Origin of the sequence: Pelagicoccus mobilis (assembly GCF_016595505.1) — a bacterium.
GTDB classification, from domain to species: domain Bacteria; phylum Verrucomicrobiota; class Verrucomicrobiia; order Opitutales; family Opitutaceae; genus Pelagicoccus; species Pelagicoccus mobilis.
On sequence record NZ_JAENIL010000044.1, the window covers coordinates 1 to 19,861 of the forward strand.

The 19,861-nt window shown below is 53.9% G+C and carries 13 protein-coding genes; 10 read left to right on the forward strand and 3 right to left on the reverse strand.

Going from position 1 to position 19,861, the window contains the following annotated elements:
• Positions 1-88: 88 nt before the first annotated feature.
• From ilvC to JIN87_RS20415, 7 genes are all read left to right on the forward strand, one after another.
• Complete coding sequence (ilvC, locus tag JIN87_RS20385; protein WP_200357468.1) at positions 89-1,573, forward strand: ketol-acid reductoisomerase; 1,485 nt, start codon at positions 89-91, stop codon at positions 1,571-1,573.
• Positions 1,574-1,801: 228 nt separating this feature from the next.
• On the forward strand, positions 1,802-4,171 hold the full coding sequence (locus JIN87_RS20390) for a S8 family peptidase (protein WP_200357469.1): 2,370 nt from the start codon (positions 1,802-1,804) through the stop codon (positions 4,169-4,171).
• A gap of 66 nt (positions 4,172-4,237) precedes the next feature.
• The gene (locus JIN87_RS20395; RefSeq protein ID WP_200357470.1) at positions 4,238-5,200 is read left to right on the forward strand and encodes a helix-turn-helix transcriptional regulator; all 963 of its coding nucleotides are present in this window, start codon (positions 4,238-4,240) and stop codon (positions 5,198-5,200) included.
• A gap of 140 nt (positions 5,201-5,340) precedes the next feature.
• Entirely contained in the window at positions 5,341-5,781 is a 441-nt protein-coding gene (locus JIN87_RS20400; RefSeq protein WP_200357471.1) for a cytochrome b562, read from the forward strand.
• A gap of 119 nt (positions 5,782-5,900) precedes the next feature.
• A complete protein-coding gene (locus tag JIN87_RS20405; RefSeq protein ID WP_200357472.1) occupies positions 5,901-6,755 on the forward strand; it encodes a VOC family protein in 855 nt (284 codons plus the stop codon).
• A 52-nt stretch (positions 6,756-6,807) separates the two neighbouring features.
• On the forward strand, positions 6,808-7,797 hold the full coding sequence (gene trhO / locus JIN87_RS20410) for an oxygen-dependent tRNA uridine(34) hydroxylase TrhO (RefSeq protein ID WP_200357473.1): 990 nt from the start codon (positions 6,808-6,810) through the stop codon (positions 7,795-7,797).
• A gap of 92 nt (positions 7,798-7,889) precedes the next feature.
• Entirely contained in the window at positions 7,890-9,464 is a 1,575-nt protein-coding gene (locus tag JIN87_RS20415; protein ID WP_234033525.1) for a sulfatase family protein, read from the forward strand.
• Positions 9,465-9,527: 63 nt separating this feature from the next.
• Here the strand turns inward: JIN87_RS20415 and JIN87_RS20420 are convergent, their stop codons facing one another.
• Positions 9,528-10,697, reverse strand: a complete 1,170-nt coding sequence (locus tag JIN87_RS20420) for a hypothetical protein (RefSeq protein ID WP_200357474.1) — start codon at positions 10,695-10,697, stop codon at positions 9,528-9,530.
• Between the two features lie 124 nt (positions 10,698-10,821).
• Between JIN87_RS20420 and JIN87_RS20425 the strand changes: the two genes are divergently transcribed.
• Positions 10,822-11,826, forward strand: a complete 1,005-nt coding sequence (locus JIN87_RS20425; protein WP_200357475.1) for a nucleoside hydrolase — start codon at positions 10,822-10,824, stop codon at positions 11,824-11,826.
• Here the strand turns inward: JIN87_RS20425 and JIN87_RS20430 are convergent.
• Positions 11,820-12,869 (reverse strand): aldo/keto reductase, encoded by a 1,050-nt coding sequence (locus JIN87_RS20430; RefSeq protein ID WP_200357476.1) that lies wholly within the window; start codon positions 12,867-12,869, stop codon positions 11,820-11,822. The two genes, JIN87_RS20425 and JIN87_RS20430, sit on opposite strands and share 7 nt — an antisense overlap.
• 108 nt (positions 12,870-12,977) lie before the next feature.
• Here JIN87_RS20430 and JIN87_RS20435 point away from each other — a divergent pair, with 108 nt between their 5' ends.
• On the forward strand, positions 12,978-14,894 hold the full coding sequence (locus tag JIN87_RS20435; RefSeq protein ID WP_200357477.1) for a RecQ family ATP-dependent DNA helicase: 1,917 nt from the start codon (positions 12,978-12,980) through the stop codon (positions 14,892-14,894).
• 136 nt (positions 14,895-15,030) lie between these two features.
• Complete coding sequence (locus JIN87_RS20440) at positions 15,031-18,807, forward strand: hybrid sensor histidine kinase/response regulator (protein ID WP_200357478.1); 3,777 nt, start codon at positions 15,031-15,033, stop codon at positions 18,805-18,807.
• Here JIN87_RS20440 and JIN87_RS20445 read toward each other — a convergent pair.
• Positions 18,804-19,772 carry a D-2-hydroxyacid dehydrogenase gene (locus JIN87_RS20445; protein ID WP_200357479.1) on the reverse strand — a complete coding sequence of 323 codons (969 nt, stop codon included), beginning with the start codon at positions 19,770-19,772 and terminating at the stop codon, positions 18,804-18,806. The genes JIN87_RS20440 and JIN87_RS20445 overlap by 4 nt on opposite strands.
• Positions 19,773-19,861: the final 89 nt, after the last annotated feature.

Here is a 19,861-nt window from a genome sequence, read left to right on the forward strand (position 1 = left end):
GGGGGGATCTTTCGGGGCGAAAAAGCGCTTTACCCGAGGGGAGAGGACCGCATAGTGCTCGCTTTCTCAATTTTAGACCTCTTTCACCATGAGCAGAAAAAACTACTTCAACACACTGACTTTGGCCCAAAAGCTCGAGCAGCTCGGCCGTTGCCGTTTCATGAATTCCTCCGAGTTTAACGGAGTCGAAGCACTCAAGGGCAAGAAAGTGGTCATCGTGGGCTGTGGTGCTCAGGGGCTCAATCAAGGTCTTAACATGCGCGACTCTGGCCTCGACGTGAGCTACACTCTCCGTGCGGCTGCGATCGAAGAAAAGCGTCAGTCTTGGAAGAACGCGACTGAGAACGGTTTCAACGTAGGTACCTACGAAGAGCTTCTCCCAACTGCGGATCTCGTGCTCAACCTCACTCCTGACAAGCAGCACAGCGCGGTAGTGGCAGCGGTTCAGCCGCTCATGAAGGAAGGCGCGACTCTCGCTTACTCCCACGGCTTCAACATCGTTGAAGAGGGCATGGAAATCCGCAAGGACCTCACTGTTATCATGGTTGCTCCAAAGAGCCCAGGTACTGAGGTGCGCGAAGAGTACAAGCGTGGTTTCGGTGTTCCGACTCTCATCGCGGTTCACACCGAGAACGATCCAGAAGGCAAGGGCTGGGACATTGCTAAGGCATATGCTTGCGCAACTGGCGGCGACCGTGCCGGCTGTCTCGAGTCTAGCTTCATCGCTGAAGTTAAGTCCGACCTCATGGGTGAGCAGACTATTCTCTGTGGTCTTCTCCAGGCTGGTTCTCTCCTCGCTTACGACAAGATGATCGAGGAAGGCATCGACGCAGGATGGGCATCCAAGTTCGTTCAGCACTCGTTCGACACTATTTGCGAAGCGCTCAAGCACGGCGGCATCACCAACATGATGGATCGCCTCAGCAACCCAGCGAAGCTCAAGGCTTTCGAGCTCTCCGAGCAGCTCAAGGACATCATGCGTGATCTCTTCGACAAGCACCAGGAAGACATCATGTCCGGCGCGTTTTCTAGCGGTATGATGGCTGACTGGGACAACGACGACAAGGACCTCCTCGGCTGGCGCGAAGCGACCAATGAAACTGCTTTCGAAAAGTCCACAGCCGGCGATGTTGAAATCTCTGAGCAAGAGTACTTCGACAAGGGTATCCTCATGGTCGCATTCGTTCGTGCCGGTGTTGAGCTCGCGTACGAAGCGATGACAAACGCTGGTATCAAGGCTGAGTCTGCTTACTACGAGTCACTCCACGAAGCTCCGCTTATCGCCAACACAATCGGCCGTAAGAAGCTTTACGAAATGAACAAGGTTATCTCCGATACGGCTGAGTACGGTTGCTACTTGTTCTCCAACGTAGCGGTACCTCTCCTCGGCGACTTCATGAAGGGCGTCGGCACCGACGTGATCGGCAAGGGCCTCGACAGCAGCTGCACAGCGGTTGACAACCAAGAGCTCGTTGCGGCGAACGCAACGATCCGCAGCCACGGCGTTGAGCAGATCGGTGAAGTTCTCCGCGGCCACATGGGCGCGATGAAGAAGATCGCCGTTGGCGGCTAAGCATTAATCGCTGTAGCAATTATTTTGGTACGCCCCGTTCGAAAGAGCGGGGCGTTTTTTTTTGAGGACGTGGCGGCTTTGGCCCTGAGATGACGTTTTAGAGGTTGAGGACTGTGAACAGGGCAGTTCTTACGATTCTAAGATGGGAAGGCGTTGGTCATGAATCGTTGTGCTGCTTACCTCGTGCTGTTGTTCAGCTGTACTGTTTGTTGCGGGAAAGTTCCACCCATGGCTGTGGAGCTGATCGACATCGTCGAAAACTGGGGGCGTGGGATCGACCCGAATCTCATCCTTGTGAAATATGAGTCTGGAGTTTCTGCGGACTCTGAGGAGGGGGAGAGAATCAGAGATCTGGTTGAGTCTCGTTTTGATGTTTTTCAGACTGAAAGCGGAAGCGAGAGTCTAAACGTTTTTGGTTATCGGAGAATTGAATGTGGTGGACTCAATGAAGTGGAGCGTAGCCAATTGATCGATACGTTGAGAGAGCATCGGCTAGTTGAATCGGTCACTCAGAACCACAGGATTGAGCTTTCGGTGGTGCCGGATGATCCTCAATACAAGTTCGAGTGGGGCTTGGAAGCGATTGACGCTCCCGAAGGTTGGAAGTTCGAAACGGATTCGAGGGAGGTGATTGTTGCTGTTGTTGATACAGGAATTGATTATCGGCATCCGGACCTTGCGGCGAATTTGTGGACAAACCCTGGTGAAATAGCGGGGAATGGAATCGACGACGATGGGAACGGTTTTGTTGACGATGTCCACGGTTATGATTTTGGAGATGATGATGGTGATATTATGGATACGTATGGTCATGGCACTCATGTATCCGGAATTATAGGAGCGGTTGGGAATAATGGGGTAGGCATATCCGGTGTTTCATGGAGAGCGGATATCATGGGGGTGAAGGTAATGAATAGCCGAGGGGCTATCTATTTCGACGCCTTGGTCGAGGGGATTGCTTATGCCGTGGAAATGGGAGCTCTCGTGATTAACGTGAGCCTAGGGGGCGGATGGTATGATGCTTCGTTGAAGCAGATCATTGACTTTGCGGAGTCACAAGGAGTGGTGGTTGTTGTATCGGCAGGCAACGATTACCGTAGTATTGATGCGGTGCCGAAATACCCGGCATCTTTCCTAAATGAGAATATTCTCGCTGTAGGGGCTTCCGATTCCAGTGATCGGGTGGCTCGCTTTTCGAACTATGGAAGCCGTAGTGTGGATCTGTTTGCTCCGGGTAGGCATGTGCTTTCGTTGGTGCCGGGGGCAGGCTATAGGTATTGTAGTGGTACGTCGATGGCTGCTCCGTTTGTATCGGGAGCGATTGCCCTTGCGTATGCTGATTTGCTAGAGGAGGGAGGTTCCGTCCGTGAGGTTGTTGAGGCTGTCATAGGGGCGACGCGACCTGTGTCGTCGCTCAAGGGGTGGTCTCGGTCAAATGGAGTATTGAACCTGGGGAAGCTGCTTCGCAAACGTTGCATTTCTGCTTGTAGCGAGAAAGAGTATTTCAGCTCTTCATCGTTCGAGCCCGTGGTTGAGGTGACGATTCCGTATTCAGGAGAGTGGAAAATTGGATACTCTTTTGTTTCGGCGCCGGGAACAGGAGGAAATGGTCAAGCAGAGTTCAAGGTAGGTGAACGGCGGATCGGGACTGTCTTTGGCGTACCGATTGTTCCTCGCCGCTATGGTTGGGGGCCTCGTCTCATGCAAGGAAGCAAACGTGTTCAGCTTTATGTGGAGGAGGGGGCCATTTGCTCTATCGATGCTCGGAGTTTTGGAGGGGCGAATTGCGTTGATTTGGCTCGGATCGATCTAGCTGCGGTTGGATCTGAGAGCGTTCGTATTGAAACGCCTGACTTCCCGCGTGAGTGTGTCTCGTACACGTATTGGAATACGCAGCCGTGGTATTGGGTTCCATACTACGATGGCGTTTGGCAAAACATCGCGTACCTGTTTCATGTTTCGCCGGAACCTGGAAGATGGCTCTTTGAGATCGAGGCCGATGCGTGCGTTGAGAACGATGGCGAGATCAGTCTGCTGGTATCGGCAGGAGAGAGGGGGATTTCGAAAGAGATTGTTGGTTTGGGTGAGTTGGCGGGGAAAGTCGCCTTTCGAGATTGTATTGAAATAGAGACTACTGAGCAGACCGCCTTCGTGAAAGTGGTGCTCAGCTCGATTGAGGATATTGAAATTAATTCGTTTCGCAGCTGCCTGCGCAAGGCGGCGTTTGTTCCGGTGGTTGCGAATCGACTGTGCTCGTTCGTTCGTCCGGGCATTTCCGAAAAGGTCTGCGCGGTCTCGATCCCTGAGCGAGGGGATTGGTTGGTTGATTTGAATCTTGCGGCCGTTTCCTATGGTGGTGGGGCTGTGTCTGCAGAGCTTTGGGTAGGTGGAGGAGTGATGGAAACGATTGAAGCGAGACGTTTTCCACCGGTCTACTATTGGAGCGGGATGAGTCTTCTTCAGGTCCAGAAACGAGTGGATGTAAGTACGAGGGGCTCTGAGGATTGCGTACTTAAGATCAGGTCGACCCGGAATCCGGTTCGGGTTAATCTCGCCAGGATGATCTTGAGTGAAGGGGAGGTCTCTAACGCCTTTTGAGGTCTTCAACATCTACTGAATTTCAGTCTTTGCTAGCTGGGGCAATACGCGCTTCCCTGTTTGGCGATGAATCGGATCGATAGGTTGATGGGGACGATGTTGCTCTTGCAAAGCCGGCGGGTGACGCGGGCGGAGGATATTGCGGAGCACTTCGAGATCAGCTTGCGGACCGTTTATCGTGATGTGGCGGCCTTGAGCGAGATTGGCATTCCAGTGATCGCGGAGGCCGGGGTGGGCTACTCGTTGATGAAGGGCTACCTTCTGCCGCCGATCATGTTTTCCGAAGACGAGGCGGCGGCATTAGGGATGGCGGCTATGTCTTTGAGCAGGACGAGTGATCCCTCTTTAGACGCTTCGATTCAGTCTGCTTTATTGAAGGTCAAAGCCGCTTTGCCGGAGCGGCAGCGAGCTCGGCTCGAGCGGGTGGAGGAGTCGGTGGTTTTTGGCTGGGACAGCTACGCGGATAAACCGGAGGGCAAGATTGCGAGTCTCGTCGACCTGCAGAAGTGCCTGGCGGAGCAGAGAGCGCTTCGGATAACGTACAAGACGGGAGGGCGAGGCGAGGTGACTACGAGAGAGGTGGAGCCGTTGGGCTTGATCCACTACCTGGATTACTGGCATGTGATCGCGTGGTGCCGTTTGCGGCAGGATTATCGGGATTTTCGTTTAGATCGTATTCAAAAGTTGGATTTTCTGGATGTGGAGGTGAGGCGTCCAAGCGGCTTTGACTTGCAGCAGTACCTGAAGTCGCAGCGGACGGAAGAGGTCTCTCTTGAGGTGAAGGTCTTTTTCGACTCCTATGCTCTCTGTCGAGCGAAGCGTGAATGGTCTTTGGGGTTGGTTGCTGAAGAGGAGCTCGCAGGAGGGGCGATTCTCACGCTCTCGACTGGCGATTACGATTGGATGACCGGCTGGTTGCTCTCATTTCGGGAAAAGGCTCGTGTGATCGAGCCGCAGACAATGAGGGACCTCTTGGTAGAGGAGGCAAGGCGGCTTGCGATGCACCATGCGGGGGGCGGGAGCGTCTGAAATCCAGCTGAACCTTTTCAGTTGAGCTCTGTCGGAGGGGGGAGCCCCTAGTTAATCTTGATCGTTGGCCTGCTTTCTGCAGAAAATGTTGGCGACAGTCTAGTCCCCTTATGGGCTCAAATAGTATCCGAGTTCTGAATATGAAAAAATACACTTCTATCTTTTTTGCTATCGCTTTCGTTTTTGCCGCTCCTTTCGTCGTTCAAGCAGACGAGGACGATCACACTCCGCTAGAGGAGGAAATGGATGCCATGAACAAGAGCTGGCGTCATGTGCGTCGTGCGCTTCGAGATCCTGCGAAATTCGCTGACGCGGCCAAGAAGGTTGAGACCATGATCGTGCACGCGGAGAAGTCTATCGAGATGGAGCCGATTCTGTTGGCGGAGCAAGAGGGTGCGGAAGCCAAGAAGAAGTTCATGGAAGGCTACCAGAAGGGTATGCGCTACACGGTTAAGATGCTCAAGGAGCTGCAAGCTGCGTTTGAGGCTGGCGATGCCGAAAAGGCGACCGAGCTCGTGAGCAAGCTCAACGACGCCCGCAAGAAGGGGCACCAGAAGTACAAGCCCGAAGACGAGGACTGATTCCTCGCTCGCTTTGCGATTTTCCGAAAGCCTCGATGCCTTGCGCGTTGAGGCTTTTTTACGAAAAGGGAATCCTGCTGACATAGGGTTGTCAGTTCGAGGGGCTAGAGTGGGTGCGTATGAAGAATCGCACTGTTACTATCACTGTTTCCGCCTCCTTCGATGAGGTGTTTAGTTTCCTGGCCAACCCTGAGACCCTGCCGTTGTGGGCGACATCCTTTAGCAAGGCGGTTCGAAAAGAGTCGCAAGGGTGGGTGGTCGAGACGGGCCAAGGCGAATTGGCGTTTGCGATCGATGCGGATCGTTCGAGCGGTTGCATCGAGATGCTGGCAGGGCCGACGGCGGAGGTGATGGAGAGCTTTCCGATTCGCGTGTACAAGGCGGATAACGGGCAGACGGTGGCTTCCTTCACGATGTTCATGTCGCAGCGTCCCGGTATGACTGAGGCTCTGTTTGAAATGCACTATAGAAAGCTGGTGAACGAGGTGGAGAGCTTGCTGGAGCGTTTTGGAGGTGGGGAGATTAGCACTGGGCTACCTGGGGCGAGCTCGTTTTGTCTTGGTTTGGTGACTGAGAGTTTAGCGGTTTCTCGAGATTTCTATGTGGAGAAACTGGGCTTCAAGGCGGTCTTTGATGCCCCGTGTTACGCGCATCTGGTTCGCGAGACGGATGGGGCGCAGATTGGCTTGATGGCTTCGACGAGCGAAGCGGGGCAATCGGAGTTGGAGAACGGCACCCAAGGCAAGGGCCTGTGGATCACGCTCTATGTGGAGGACGTGGATGCGGAGTTTGAGCGCTTGCGGTCGGAGGGAGTTGTTTTTCGCGAGGAGCCGACGGATCAGCCTTGGGGGGAGCGAACTTGTGTATTGGCTGACCCCAATGGGGTTTTGATCTATCTCAGCAAGTTGACGGGCAAGATGGACGAGTCGCTCAAGCAGTACGTTGTGACCGGCGAGCCGGTGCTTGTTAGCTGAGCTAATCGGACTGATTTCTCGACTTTTTCGTGCTCGGAGGTATCTCGCCCTCATGAGTACGGAAAAGTCACTGGTCGTCGCCTACTACAAATTCGTAGACCTGCCGGATTTCGAAGCCCGCAAGCAGCCTTTGCTCGAGCTCTGCGAGGCGAATGGAGTCAAGGGGACCATCCTTTTGGCCCACGAGGGGATCAATTCCACCATGGCGGGACCCGAAGCGGGTGTGGAGGCTGTGCTCGAGTACTTGCAGAGTGACCCGGCGATAGGGGAGCTCGTGGTGAAGCGGTCGTGGACGGACGAGTGTCCCTTCTACCGCATGAAGGTGCGGCTTAAGAAGGAGATCGTACGGCTTGGCATGCCGGAGGTGAATCCGAATGACCAGGTGGGCGAGTACGTCGCCCCGGAGGATTGGAACGAGCTCATCTCGGATCCTGATGTCGTGGTGGTCGACACGCGCAACGATTACGAGTACGAGATCGGTACCTTCAAAGGGGCGCTTGATCCGAACACGAAGACTTTCCGTGAGTTTCCTGCCTATGTCGAAAAGGAGTTGGCGGACAAGAAGGACAAGAAGATCGCCATGTTCTGCACGGGCGGGATTCGTTGCGAGAAGTCGACTTCCTACTTGTTGAAGGAAGGTTTCGACAAGGTCTATCACTTGGATGGAGGCATTCTCAACTACCTCGAAAAGGTGGATCCCGAGGACAGCATGTGGGAGGGGGACTGCTTTGTTTTCGATAATCGCGTGGCGGTCGACCACTCCCTGAAGAAGGGGGACTACGAGATGTGCCGGGCTTGCCGCCATGCGTTGACGGAAGAAGACTTGAAGTCCGATAAGTTTGTTGAGGGGACGAGCTGTCCCCATTGTTACGATACGTTGACGGAAGAGCAGCGCGTGCGGGCGGCAGAGCGCCAGCGTCAGGTCGAGATCAGCAAGGCTCTCGGCCGCAAGCACATCGGCGCGACCCAGCTCGAACGCGAGGAATGGCGCGAGATGAAGCTCAAGGAACGAGCGGACCGGAACAGGAAACGAGAAGACTGAGCCTCCGTCGTTTTTGCCTGATCGCCGCTGCGATTGAGCCCAAAGCCTCGTGCGATGCCATTGGGGGACGCTATTGTCCATCTTTGGCTAAAATGTTCCCGGTCCTTTCGGTAGACCTGGAGCTCGGATGGGCTAGGATGACGGGCGAGATGCTGAAGACGTTTTTTGTATTTTTCCTGTCCCTTTACGGTTGTTTGGCCCTGCAGGCGAAGAGTCGCCCGAACATCGTTTTGATCATGGCGGACGATTTGGGGCTTGGGGACTTGAGTCACTATGTCCGGAAGGAGACGGGCAAGGAGCCGGTTTTTGAAACGCCGACCTTGGATGCTTTGGCTCGAGAGGGGCTTTGGTTTACCGATGGGCATTCGGCGACGGCTTTGTGTTCGCCGACTCGCTATTGCGTGATGAGCGGGAACAACAACTATCGATCTTACGCCCCGTGGGGTGTTTGGGGAACTTTTCGCGAGTCTGCGTTTGTGAAAGGAGAGGCGACGCTTGGTTCTGTGGTGAAGGATGCCGGGTATCGTACGGGCTTCATTGGCAAATGGCATCTGGGAGGCGACTTCTTGGACAAGAAGACGGGTAAGCTCTTTCGCGGTGACGATCGGCGGGATCCGGATACGACGGTCGATGCGTCCAAGTATGTGGCGAACGGGCCGAAAGACTGCGGGTTTGATTATGACTTTACCCTCCCTTGCGGCATCCAAGGCCCAATCTACATCGCCTATGAAAACGAGAAATGGTATCCGCTTTCTGAAGACTCCGAGCTTGTGTACTTGTGGGAAGAGAACGCGATCAATCCGAAGGATGTTTCGGACAAGGGACCGGGAATGGGGGATAGCGCCTGGGACACTCGAAAGATTGGAGACCTGATCTCCAGCAAGGCTGTGGACTTTATTGAACGCCAGTCTGAAGAGGAGCCGTTCTTTCTCTACTACTGCTCTCCGATGGTGCACATCCCGCATGTGCCGCCGGCTGCGTTTGACGGCCAGAAGATTAGAGGAGCAACGCCGTCGTTGCACCTCGATATGGTGGTTGAGCTGGATCTCCAGGTGAAACGGATCGTGGAGGCTTTGAAGGTTAAAGGTGTTTATGAAGATACGTTGATCGTCTTCACCTCGGACAATGGAGGTTTGGTGGTCGATGCGGATACGGAGAAGGCGGGCCACGACTCGAGCGGTCTTTGGGCGGGATCAAAGAATCTCGCTCTCGAGGGCGGGCATCGAGTGCCGTTTTTCGCGGTTTGGCCGGATCAGATAAAACCGGGATTGACCGATGAGTTGGCAGTCAACCAAGACATGCTGGCTACCTTCGCTTCGCTTGTGGGCACGCATGTCCCTGAAGATCAGGCGAGAGACTCGAATAACCTGCTTCCTCTTCTCTTGGGGGAGGACGGATTTGAGCAGCGGGACTTTCTAGTGATGCAGGCCGGGTCGAGAAACGAGCTGATATTTCGTAAGGGTGATTGGAAGCTGATCATCAAAAGCGATCCGAAGCTGAGTTTCTTCAAGCCGCAGAACTTGTTTAATTTGAGAGACAACCCGTATGAAGACTCAAAAAAGGATCTTGTACGGAATCCTGAATACAAGGGGCGAGTCGATGCGATGCTGAAGGAATATATCAATATTCGAAACTCCGGCGTGAGGACTGCCCCGTACAATCTGTAGCTTCTTGTTTAGAAAGCGCGGATTTAAGGGGTCGGTTGGATCGTGCTGATTCCGACTGTGTCGCTATTTTTGCAAGACTGCTTCGAGCTTCCGGATGTAGTCCCGGCGAGCTAAATCGCTTTTTTCATAGATCTCGTAGAACTGGGCGATCGAGGGGGCCATTGATGCAGCTAGAGTGTGGCCCATTGGATTTCTTATGCGGAAGCGGCCGATGCTTTGCGTGAAGTTTTGTTCAAGTGTTGTAAGGTGTTCTATCCGCCCATCTCTTAGTGCTTGGAGGACATCTTGCCAATAGTCGTAAACGAGGTTCGCTGACGCTTTGGGAAGGAAAAGTGGGTACAGACTGTTGTGAAGATCTGCTTGTAGTAGGAATCCTTCGTAGAGGTAGACAATCTCTTGGTCGAAATTTCGTTCGAGAATCTCTATAGGGTATAGAGTCGGATGTATGTTTGCGGTTGTTGGCTGTATTAAGCGTTTGGATATATCGTAATTGTCTACGATGTAGTTTGCTGGTTCTAGGCAAATCGCTGTAACAGCCACAACCGTTAGGCACTCTATCAAGGTGCGGGAATCAGGGAGTGTTTTGTTGGCGATGGACATCATACGATGAAGCTCCAGAAGTGCTTGGTCGGGGTGCCCTTGAACTAATAGCAAGTAGGCTCGTTTAGAGAGCTCTTTTGCAATCGTCCGAGTGTATCCAGTAAACACGGTTGATGTGTCTAGCGAATACTCGGAATTACCCCCGATCAGTTCGAAGTTATCTAGCTCTTTGAGTAGTTCGTCGAGTTCTGGTTGGGAACTCCATCTGGCTTCTACTTCAGCTCTGTGTGTGAGAACATACTCGGACTTTTTCTCGCTTGTGAGCTTTTCATAGTAGGATTGGCTGAATCCCAAAGTGTGATCGGGATCCGTAGAATGCTCGCGACTTTCTGCAATGATGTCGTGAACGGTAACTCCCTCTTTTAGGCGATAGATTCCTGAACCTTTGGTTTCTTCTTCGAGGAAATCTCTGAAGAAAGCGCTCGATTGAATCGGGTCTGGGGGAAGAATGAACTCTATGTTTGATAGCTCTTTAAGGAGCTTTTGACTTTCTTTAGCATCTTGGGGTGGCGGGTACTTTGCTTCGTATTCTAGCGGGAAATTAAGTTGCTCGTCATCAGTGGTCGACCAAAGCAATAGTACACTGACTATCCCCGCTAGTCCCATGGCTATCCCAACTAATTTTTTTCTCATACGGTTGCGGCTAGGTTGCGAGTATTGGTCAGAATCGGAAGACTAATTTTTCCAGACGAGGATTGCTTGGGGAGAGTTCGGATGGTGCTTGCTTTGAAGAAGGGGACGGGCAAGGAAGGTGGGGATGGAAAGGGTGATCATCGACAGTGACTGGGGAGGGGACGTTTTGCAGTTGGCGAGCGTGCTTTTGTCGCGGCCGAGTGAATACGAGATTCTTGGAGCTACGGTTGTGTTCGGGAATGCGTCTCTTGAGCAGAATCTGGAGAATGCGGGGGCTATCCTGAAGTTTCTGGGAGTAGACGATCGAGTAGCTCGCTTCCGAGGCGCTGCTGCTCCGAGTGGCTGCGAGGCACCGCCTGAGGGAGATGACGCGCATGGCCGGACTGGGCTTGGTGAGGTGGTGCTGCCACTTTCTGAAGCGTCGGTGGATTCTAGGGACGCAGTGGACTTTTTGATTGAGGCGATTGAGCGAGAGGCAGCCGGTTCGGTTTGCCTGATTGCTACGGGCCCCCAGACGAACGTTGCTCAGGCGATTCGGCGAGCTCCTGAAGTCATGAAAAGGTTGAAGGAGATTCGCATTATGGGTGGCTGTGTTCGTCCGCTAGATGGATACCGGGTTAATGATGATCTGGAGAGGACGAGTCAGGAATCCATCCTACGGCGAGGGAATATCACGGAGTGGGCCGAGTTTAACTTTCAGCAGGCGGCGGAGGATGCTGCGACTGTATTGGATTCAGGGATACCTGTTGTATTGTTTCCAATGGACTGCACCCATCAGCTGATGTTTACCCCAGCGAGAGAAGCAAAGATCTTGGAAAGACTGTGTGGCGTGAGGGAGAAGGCGATTCAGTTGATCGGTTTGCTTCGAGCTCCGGAAGCGATTGATCAAGCGAAGTTTGCTCTAAACTCTGTCATGCACGATGTGAACACGACGGTGTCCATGGTGAGGCCGGAGCTCTACGAAGGGATTCGAGGTACGGTGAGTGTAGGGACGGTTGGTAGAGCTATTGGCGAGTCACGGTTCGAAGAGGTGGACTCGGGCGCTCACTGGGTGGCGAAACGTATCCTCGATCCGGATGCGGTTTTTGAGGAGTTGCTGCGCTCTTTGCGAACCTTGCTGCTTCAATAGTGTTTGTAGTGCTCGAGAGAGCCAGTGGCTGCGTAGTCCGCTACGCGTTTGTGAATTGTCTGGCGTTCTCTTTCGGAGAGTTGGGCGTAGCTGCGTGCGTTTCTGACGTTTTCTCGTACGTGCTCCACGGTGTCGGTTCCGCTGGTGAGCGAGGCGACGGGCAAGGAGTAGACGTAGTGATGGGCTTCGCGGACGGAGATTTTCTGGGGTATGATCGGCTCTCGGTATTGCCCTTTGATGGGGCCCCAGGGGGCTTCGCCTCCGAAGAAGCTGCCGCCGGCCATGGTCTTCATGGCGATGACTCCGAGGTTTTTTTCGATGGCTTGGGGAAGGGCGTGGGTGATGAAGCTGTGGTAGGCTAGGTCGACGGCGTTGACTGGCATGAGGACAACTTCCATTTCAGGGAGGCCCCTTTCGATCAGGTGAATATTAGCTTCAGGAGTGGTGTGGCCGCTGAATCCGATGTGCTTGATTTTTCCGGCGGCTTTGGCTTCGAGCAGAGCGTCGTAGACGCCGTTGTTGATCCGGTTTTCCGCGTCCTCTTTGCTTTTGATCCAACGCATCAGGTAGATGTCGAGGTAGTCGGTTTTTAGGCGCTTGAGTGACTCGTCCAGATGGCGGCGTGTGGTCGCTCCATCGGTGCTGGTGGTTTTGGTCATCAGCGTGATGTGCTCTCGGTACTTGGGGGTGAGGTATTTGCCGAATCGTTCTTCGCTGCGGCCTTTCTGGTAGCCTTGGGCGCTTTCGAAGAAGCGGCATCCGCCTTCGATAGCTGCTTCGATTCGGGCTTGGGCTGACTCTTCGCTGCGACTGCCGATATGGGCTCCGCCAATACAGAATAGAGTGACGTCCAGTCCGGTTTTGCCGAGGCGGCGACGTGGGAGGACGTAGCCGAGAACGTCTGAGGTTTCGGCTTTGAGTGGAAGCTGTGAGCCGATCAGGCCAGCTGTGAGAGCGGTTGATGTTTTGAGAAACTGTCTACGATTGAGCGGATTTTCTTGGGGCATGTACGGAGAATGGGTGATGAAGAGGGGCGAGGACATGCGGTGGAGGCTGAACCGTTTAGCTTGTTGTATCCAAGGTGTGGATCTTTGGAGAGCAGATACATCGGAAGCTTGCTAGCTTAGATGGGGAGGAGGTAGTTTGGAGTTGTGTCAGGATCAAACTACCAGGAAACGTTGGAGGCTGTGTTTGGCTTCGATTCCTTCCGTCCGGGGCAGGAGCGGATTATCAAGCAAGTCTTAGCCGGGAATTCGGCGTTGGCTGTGTTTCCGACGGGGAGTGGAAAGAGCCTGTGCTATCAGTTGCCAGCTTTGATGCTCGATGGGCTGACGATCGTGATTTCCCCGTTGATCGCCCTGATGAAGGACCAGGTGGATTTTCTGTTGGGAAAAGGCGTGAAGGTGGCGCGTCTCGATTCGACGCTTTCAGCGGCGGAGGCGCGTCAGGTTTACAGCGATGTGAGGGCTGGAAGCCTGAAGCTTTTGTATGTGGCTCCGGAGCGGATTTCTAACGAGCGATTTTTCGCAGCGATCGAGGGGCATGTCATTTCGCTGATGGTGATCGACGAGGCCCACTGTATTTCAGAGTGGGGGCACAACTTTCGTCCGGAATACCTAAAGCTCGCCATCGCTGCCAGAGCTCTGAAGGTCGAGCGAGTGTTGGCGCTTACGGCGACGGCAACGCCAAGTGTGGTGGAGGATATCGTGCGTGAGTTTGAGATTCAGCGCGAAGCTTACGTGAACACTGGTTTTCATCGCCCCAATCTTCACCTGGAATTTTCTCCTACGCCGGAAGCGGAACGAATGGGAGCGTTGCAGGATCGCCTCAACGCGATTCCTGTGGGGCCGACGGTTGTTTACGTGACTTTGCAGAAGACGGCTGAAGAAGTGGCGGCTCAGCTTGTTGCGGACGGATTTTCGGCGAGAGCTTACCACGCGGGGATGAAGAGCGAGCAACGAGCCGAAATCCAGGATTGGTTCATGGCTTCGACTGAAGGGATCGTGGTGGCGACGATCGCTTTTGGGATGGGTATTGATAAATCGGATATACGCCGGGTTTTTCATTTCAACCTTCCCAAAACCTTGGAGAACTATTCGCAGGAGATTGGACGAGCGGGGCGGGATGGGAAGCCGTCGCATTGCGAGGTTCTCGGTTCCGGAGAAGACTTGGTGGTGCTCGAGAATTTTATCTTCGGGGACACGCCAACGGAGGAGTCGATTCGTGTTTTCGCATCGTTCATGTTGGAGCAAGAAGATGAGTTCGACATCTCGCTCTACCAATTGTCTCAGCTCACTGACATACGGCCTTTGGTTTTGAGCACTTTGCTGACTTATCTGGAACTGGAGGGGGTGATCGAGTTCACTGCTCCGTTTTATAGCGAGTACAAGTTTAAGTATCTGGAGCCGAAGTCGGAAGTGCTTGCTGCTTTCAAGGGAGAACCCGGTGAGTTTTTGAAAAGACTGCTTGCTCAAGCGAATGAAAAGAAGACGTGGAGCTACTTGAATCTGGATACGGCCGCGAAAGCATTAGGAGCAGATCGAAACAGGATCGTGAAGGCCTTCAATCATCTCGAGGAAAAGGGGATGTTGGAGGTCGGGGTAACCGGTTTGAGGCAAGGGATGCGCATGCTTGATCGGCAGCCTGAAATCGAGGTCGTTCGGAATCTCGTGGAGAAGGTCGAGCGTAACGAGGCCGGTAATCTCGAGCGAACGCGAAACGTGGTTGAGTTGCTGAATGTCGAAGGATGCAAGACGCGTTTCTTGCTATCGTACTTTGGGGAAGAGCTGAGCGAGGATTGCGGGCACTGTGGCTATTGCGAGACCGAGACAGTCGTTCCTGTTGGGCGAGCTGCTGCTTGTTTAAGCGATGAGGAGCGTGTTGTTGTCGAGCGATTCGAAGCCTCGAAGCCGGGCGGTGTTAGTACGGCACGCGAGGGAGCTCGTTTCTTGTGCGGTATTGCTTCGCCGAAGACTAGCCGCTCCCGGGCGAATCGAAGCGAGTTCTTTGGCAGGCTCGAAAAGACCCCGTTCGAGGCGGTGTTGAACTCGTTGGCGGATACGGAGTGAATTTGTGGTGGCTGGGGCTGTTGGGCGAGTGCGAGTCGAGCTTGTATTGGCTTTTTAACTCCCAGAGACTTGTATCTCGGTAGATAGCGAACAGAGTGCTACAGGTTTTATGTTATCACCCGTTTATCATTCTGTGATGAAACTTCTTTCCCTCGTGAGTCTTGCCTTTGTGTTGGCGGTTCACGTGTCGGCTCAGCCGCTGAAGGTTCACCATCTGGAGAGTGAGCAGGAGATGAGCGCGGTGAGAAGCCTGTGGCGGGATCACTTGGGGTACCTGTGGATAGGCAATCTTGGCTTGGGCTTGATGCGTTACGATGGCACGGAGATTGTGCGCTATATTCATGAGGAAGGTGACGAGACCTCATTGAGTAGTGATTTTGTTACGCGGGTGTTCGAGGACTCACGAAATCGGCTTTGGGTGGCGACGCGCGATGGATTGTCTCGTTTCGATCGCCGAATGGATCGTTTCGTTCGCTACACGGTTGGGGAGAGCCCGTCGGTGGTGGATGTTTACGAAGATGGGACGGGGCGGCTGTGGGCATTGTCGCCGGATAGTGTCGCGTGGTATGACGAAGCGTCGGATCGTTTTGAAAGCCGCAGGCTCAATTTCGAGGGACGGGAAGAAAGCGGCTTCACGAGTATGGTGGAGGATTTGCGAGGGCGCCTCTGGATCGCTGGCTCGGGAGTCGTTATTTGGGAGCTTGATGGCGAGACGCTGGCTGCGCAGCCGCATGAGCTTTTGCCGGGGGCCAATGGCTCGACCAAGAAGTTCTACCGTGATTTGTCGGGGCGACTTTGGTTGGCGGCGAGGGATGATGGATTGTTTGAGTTTCTTCCAGAGAGCCTGGAGGTGGAGCGCTACGGAATGGATTCGAGTGGGGCGGGGACGAGTGGCTCGAACGTGTCTGATGTGCTTGAATACCCGGAGGGGCGTTTGCTGATCGCTGTGGATCAAGGCGGGCTCAACTTCTTTGATAAGGCGAGCGGGCAGTTCACGTACCAGCGAGTGCAGGATGGGACTGGCTATGGTTTGAGTTCGGACGGATTGATCTCTTTTCACCAGGATAAGGAGGGGATCATTTGGATCGGTGCTTCTCGGACAGGGGTAGACTACTACAATCCGAAGATGGAACGTTTCTCTACGATCCGTAGCGGAGGCGGAGACAATGCCTTCACGTTGCGTGCTTCGGTGGTTGGCGGTGTATTCGAAGATGCTGACTCGCGAGTGTGGATAGGAACGGGTGGAGGTGGCTTGGGATGGCTGGATCCGGAGAGCGAGCGGATGACTTGGCTCCCGACGCTTGCCGAGCCTGGAGCGTTGCTGGGCTCGAACTTGATTCGGCAGATTGATCAGGGGAGCGATGGTCGCATTTGGGTCGGGACGTGGAATGGGGGCGTTGATGCCCTGGTCGAGGAGGACGGGCATTTTCGTGTGGACGAGCAGGTTTCGGAGAACCTAGCGGCGCTGGACCGGATTTCAGTTTGGGATATCGAGGTGGATCAGAAGGATCGCTTGTGGGTCGCTGCCGCGAAAGGCGGAGTCTTTTTGTACGATGACAAAGGCGTTTTGCTGAAGGAGTTTGATGAGGCCTTGCGAGAGGGGATCGTGTCGTATTCGCCGATCGTCAAAGAGCAGACGAATGGCGATATCATAATTACGACAGAGAGGGCTCTCTACCGCTTCGAGGAAGAGAGCCAGTCGCTGGAAGAGTTCATCCGGATGGATACGCCCACTGTGGTGGTTTGGGATGAAATCAAGGCGGTCTACTATGTGGGAACGGTAGAGCGCGGGGTGGTCGTTTTAGATCGGGCGGGCGAAGAGCTTCGTCGGATCGGCCATGAGGAGGGCTTGTCTAGCTTGTTTATCCGTTCGTTGGAGACAGACCGAAACGGCGATTTGTGGATGGGGACGAACGATGGGCTTTTCCACTACGAAGTGTCATCTGAACGGATGGTCCGCTATGACGCGAACGAGGGGTTGCAGGGGAATTTGTACTTCACTAATTCGTCGTGCCGGACGCGAGATGGGCGACTGTATTTTGGAGGCACGAAGGGGGTGAGTTCTTTGCTGCCTATCGAAATTCAGGAAAACTCCTATTTGCCGCATGTATCCATAGATCGAATCCAGCTTTTTGGTGAGGATTTGGTGTTTGGCGAGGACGACTCGCTGATTGAGTCGCACCCGAGCTCGTTGGATGAGCTGATTCTCGATTGGCGGCAGAATTTCCTGAAGTTCGAGTTTTCAGCCGTCAATATGACCTATGCGGGGAACAATGCGTTTGCCTATACGCTAGAGGGTTTCGACGTGGGGTGGACTTACGGTGACGCGGATTTGAGGTGGGCGAACTACACGAATGTGGACCCGGGGGAGTATGTGTTTCGGGTGAAGGCGTCGAACAACGATGGCTTGTGGAATGAGGAGGGCGCTAGTATTCGAATCGTTATTACGCCCCCGTTTTGGTTGAGGCCATGGTTTTACGCAGGTAGTCTGATTTTTCTCATATGGTTCACTTATCTCTTCATCGTTTTTCGGGAACGGCGATTGAAGCGTGAGAATGCTCGTTTGGAACAAGCGGTGGAGACACGCACGAAGGTGATTAATGAGCAGAAGGGCCGGTTGGCGGAGAAGACTGGTTTGCTAGAGAACCAGAAGGAGGAGCTAGAGGCTCAGAAGTCGGAGTTGGAGGCCCAGCAAAGCCAGTTGATGCTTCATAAGAATCACCTGGAAGATATGATCAGCGATCGGACGAAAGAGCTGGTGCATGCTAAGGATGAGGCGGAGAGCGCGAATCGTTTGAAGTCCCAGTTTTTGGCGAATCTATCTCATGAGGTGAGAACGCCGCTTAACGCAATCACGGGTCTTGCTTCGTTCTTGGATGATGACTCTCTGGATACGGAATCGCGGCAGGAGTTTATTCAAATCATCGAAGAGAATTCTCAGTCGTTGCTAAAGCTGATCGAGGGGATCTTGGATTACTCTTTGCTGGCGGCGGGGGAGATGGAGCTCTTCTCTCGGCGTTTCGAGCTCAACCCGCTTCTCGATAAGCTATTTGCGAAGTATCGGGAATTATATGACGAAAAGGGACTGTCCTTGGTGGTCGATAACACCTTGGAGGATTTTGAGTTGTCATTTGACTATGACGGAGAGCGCTTGGAGCAGATTCTGGAGAACTTGTTGAGCAATGCTTTGAAGTTTACGGAGAAAGGAGGAGCTCGCTTGCTGGTTGGCCTAAAGGGAAATGAGTTCTTTCTGAGCGTTTCGGACTCTGGTCACGGGATTCGTGAGGATGAACTGGACACGGTATTCGAGCAGTTCGTGAAATTGGATGAGGACGACATCGCGGCACGACGTGGTTTGGGATTGGGCCTGGCTATCTCTAAGTCCCTCGCGGAGTTGATGGAGGGAAGGTTGTCGGTTGTTTCTGAATACGGTAACGGATCTATTTTCACTTTGACGCTTCCGTGTGGCGAAGGGGTCGCTCTCACCGGGGAGGGAGTCGCGATTCCTCAATCGAGCAAAAGAGGAGGGGCTGATGCGTTTGAACCTGCGAGGGTGTTGGTGGTTGAGGATGAAGACGCGAATTACAAGTACTTGGAAATGGCTTTGCAGGGATTCGCTTGTGAGGTGGTTTGGGCGAGTGACGGCATCCGTGCGGTAGAGATTTTGAAGAACGACGACGCGTTTGACCTGGTGCTTCTAGATATCCGGATGCCTGGCCTGGATGGCTACTCGGTGCTGGAGTGGATTCGGGAGCGACTGCCTCATTTAAAGGTCGTTGCCCAAACGGCGTTCGCGACCAAGAGCGATGAATCTCGTATACATGCCGCCGGTTTCGACGGCTATTTGCCGAAGCCTATCGAGTTGGAGAAACTGCGGTGGTTGGTCGAAACCTTTTTGCGAAGTGATTCTTAGATCACTCGGTCGTTTGGTTCTTTACCGTCGGTGAAGAGCTGGAGGTTGCGCAAGAAGTGGTCGATGCAGGACTCGGCTTCGTTGGCGTGACCGCCTGCGGTATGAGGAGTTATGAAGCAGTTTGGAAGCTGCCGGAGCTGGTGGTCTGCGGGAAGCGGTTCAGGGTCGGTTACGTCGAGCCATGCTTCGCGGATAGGGCCATCGCTTAGGGCTTGGGCCAAGGCGGACTGGTCGACTGTGGTGCCGCGGCCGATGTTGTAGAAGACTGAGCCCGGCTTGCATTGGGCAAAGCGAGTGGCGTCGAAGAATTGCTGGGTGGCCTGGCTGTCGGGAAGGATGTTGATGATGTGATCGGTTTCCGCGAGGGCGGCGGGAAGGCTTTCGGCGTCGATGACAGGCATGCCCTCGTCGCCGCGCGGGGTGCGGCGGTAGGCGCTAAGCTTCATCTCGAAGGGGGCTAGGAGTTCCGCAAGTCGTTTGCCAATGGCTCCGTATCCGAGGATGATCGCGGATTGGCCACGGAGTGATACGCTACCGGATCTTAGCTGGTTCCACTCGTCGGTGCCGTTAGCGGTGGTGCTGGCTAGGCCTTGGGGAAGCTTGCGGGACTGGGCGAGCATGAAGGAGAGCGTGTGGTCTGCGCAGGCGTCGTTGAAAACGCTGGCGCTATTGGAGAGCTTGATGCCTTTGGAGGAGGCGAAGCTCCGAAACTCTGGTGTGTCGTAGCGGGTGACTCCGGAGGAGCTCACTTGTATCCACTTTAAGGATTCTGCCTTCTCGATCGCTTCGGTGATTGGTTGACCGAAGGCGATGTCTGCTTCGTAGAAGCTAGGTTCGATTTCGCCGAGAGAAAGAACAGAGGCGGGCTTTTTAGGTAGAATGAGCTCGTGGCCTTGAGTGCCTGCCTTGAGGCGTTCGAGCAATTCTGGGGTGAGGGCGAAGTCGACGTAGATTTTAAGAGACATGGGAGAAAGAAAGTCGGAAGTAGGAATGATGGGTTATAAAAGGGGAAACAGTTGAGCTCGCTGAAGGAGAAGCCACAGTGAACGTGGCT

Coding starts and splice junctions, on each gene's coding strand:
- JIN87_RS20430 (WP_200357476.1), bottom strand. CDS start 12,869: ATGTCCTCGCCCCTCTTCATCACCCATTCTCCGTACATGCCCCAAGAA.
- JIN87_RS20425 (WP_200357475.1), top strand. CDS start 10,822: ATGGAAAGGGTGATCATCGACAGTGACTGGGGAGGGGACGTTTTGCAG.
- JIN87_RS20415 (WP_234033525.1), top strand. CDS start 7,890: ATGTTCCCGGTCCTTTCGGTAGACCTGGAGCTCGGATGGGCTAGGATG.
- JIN87_RS20395 (WP_200357470.1), top strand. CDS start 4,238: ATGAATCGGATCGATAGGTTGATGGGGACGATGTTGCTCTTGCAAAGC.
- JIN87_RS20440 (WP_200357478.1), top strand. CDS start 15,031: ATGAAACTTCTTTCCCTCGTGAGTCTTGCCTTTGTGTTGGCGGTTCAC.
- JIN87_RS20420 (WP_200357474.1), bottom strand. CDS start 10,697: ATGAGAAAAAAATTAGTTGGGATAGCCATGGGACTAGCGGGGATAGTC.
- ilvC (WP_200357468.1), top strand. CDS start 89: ATGAGCAGAAAAAACTACTTCAACACACTGACTTTGGCCCAAAAGCTC.
- JIN87_RS20405 (WP_200357472.1), top strand. CDS start 5,901: ATGAAGAATCGCACTGTTACTATCACTGTTTCCGCCTCCTTCGATGAG.
- JIN87_RS20445 (WP_200357479.1), bottom strand. CDS start 19,772: ATGTCTCTTAAAATCTACGTCGACTTCGCCCTCACCCCAGAATTGCTC.
- JIN87_RS20400 (WP_200357471.1), top strand. CDS start 5,341: ATGAAAAAATACACTTCTATCTTTTTTGCTATCGCTTTCGTTTTTGCC.
- JIN87_RS20390 (WP_200357469.1), top strand. CDS start 1,802: ATGGCTGTGGAGCTGATCGACATCGTCGAAAACTGGGGGCGTGGGATC.
- trhO (WP_200357473.1), top strand. CDS start 6,808: ATGAGTACGGAAAAGTCACTGGTCGTCGCCTACTACAAATTCGTAGAC.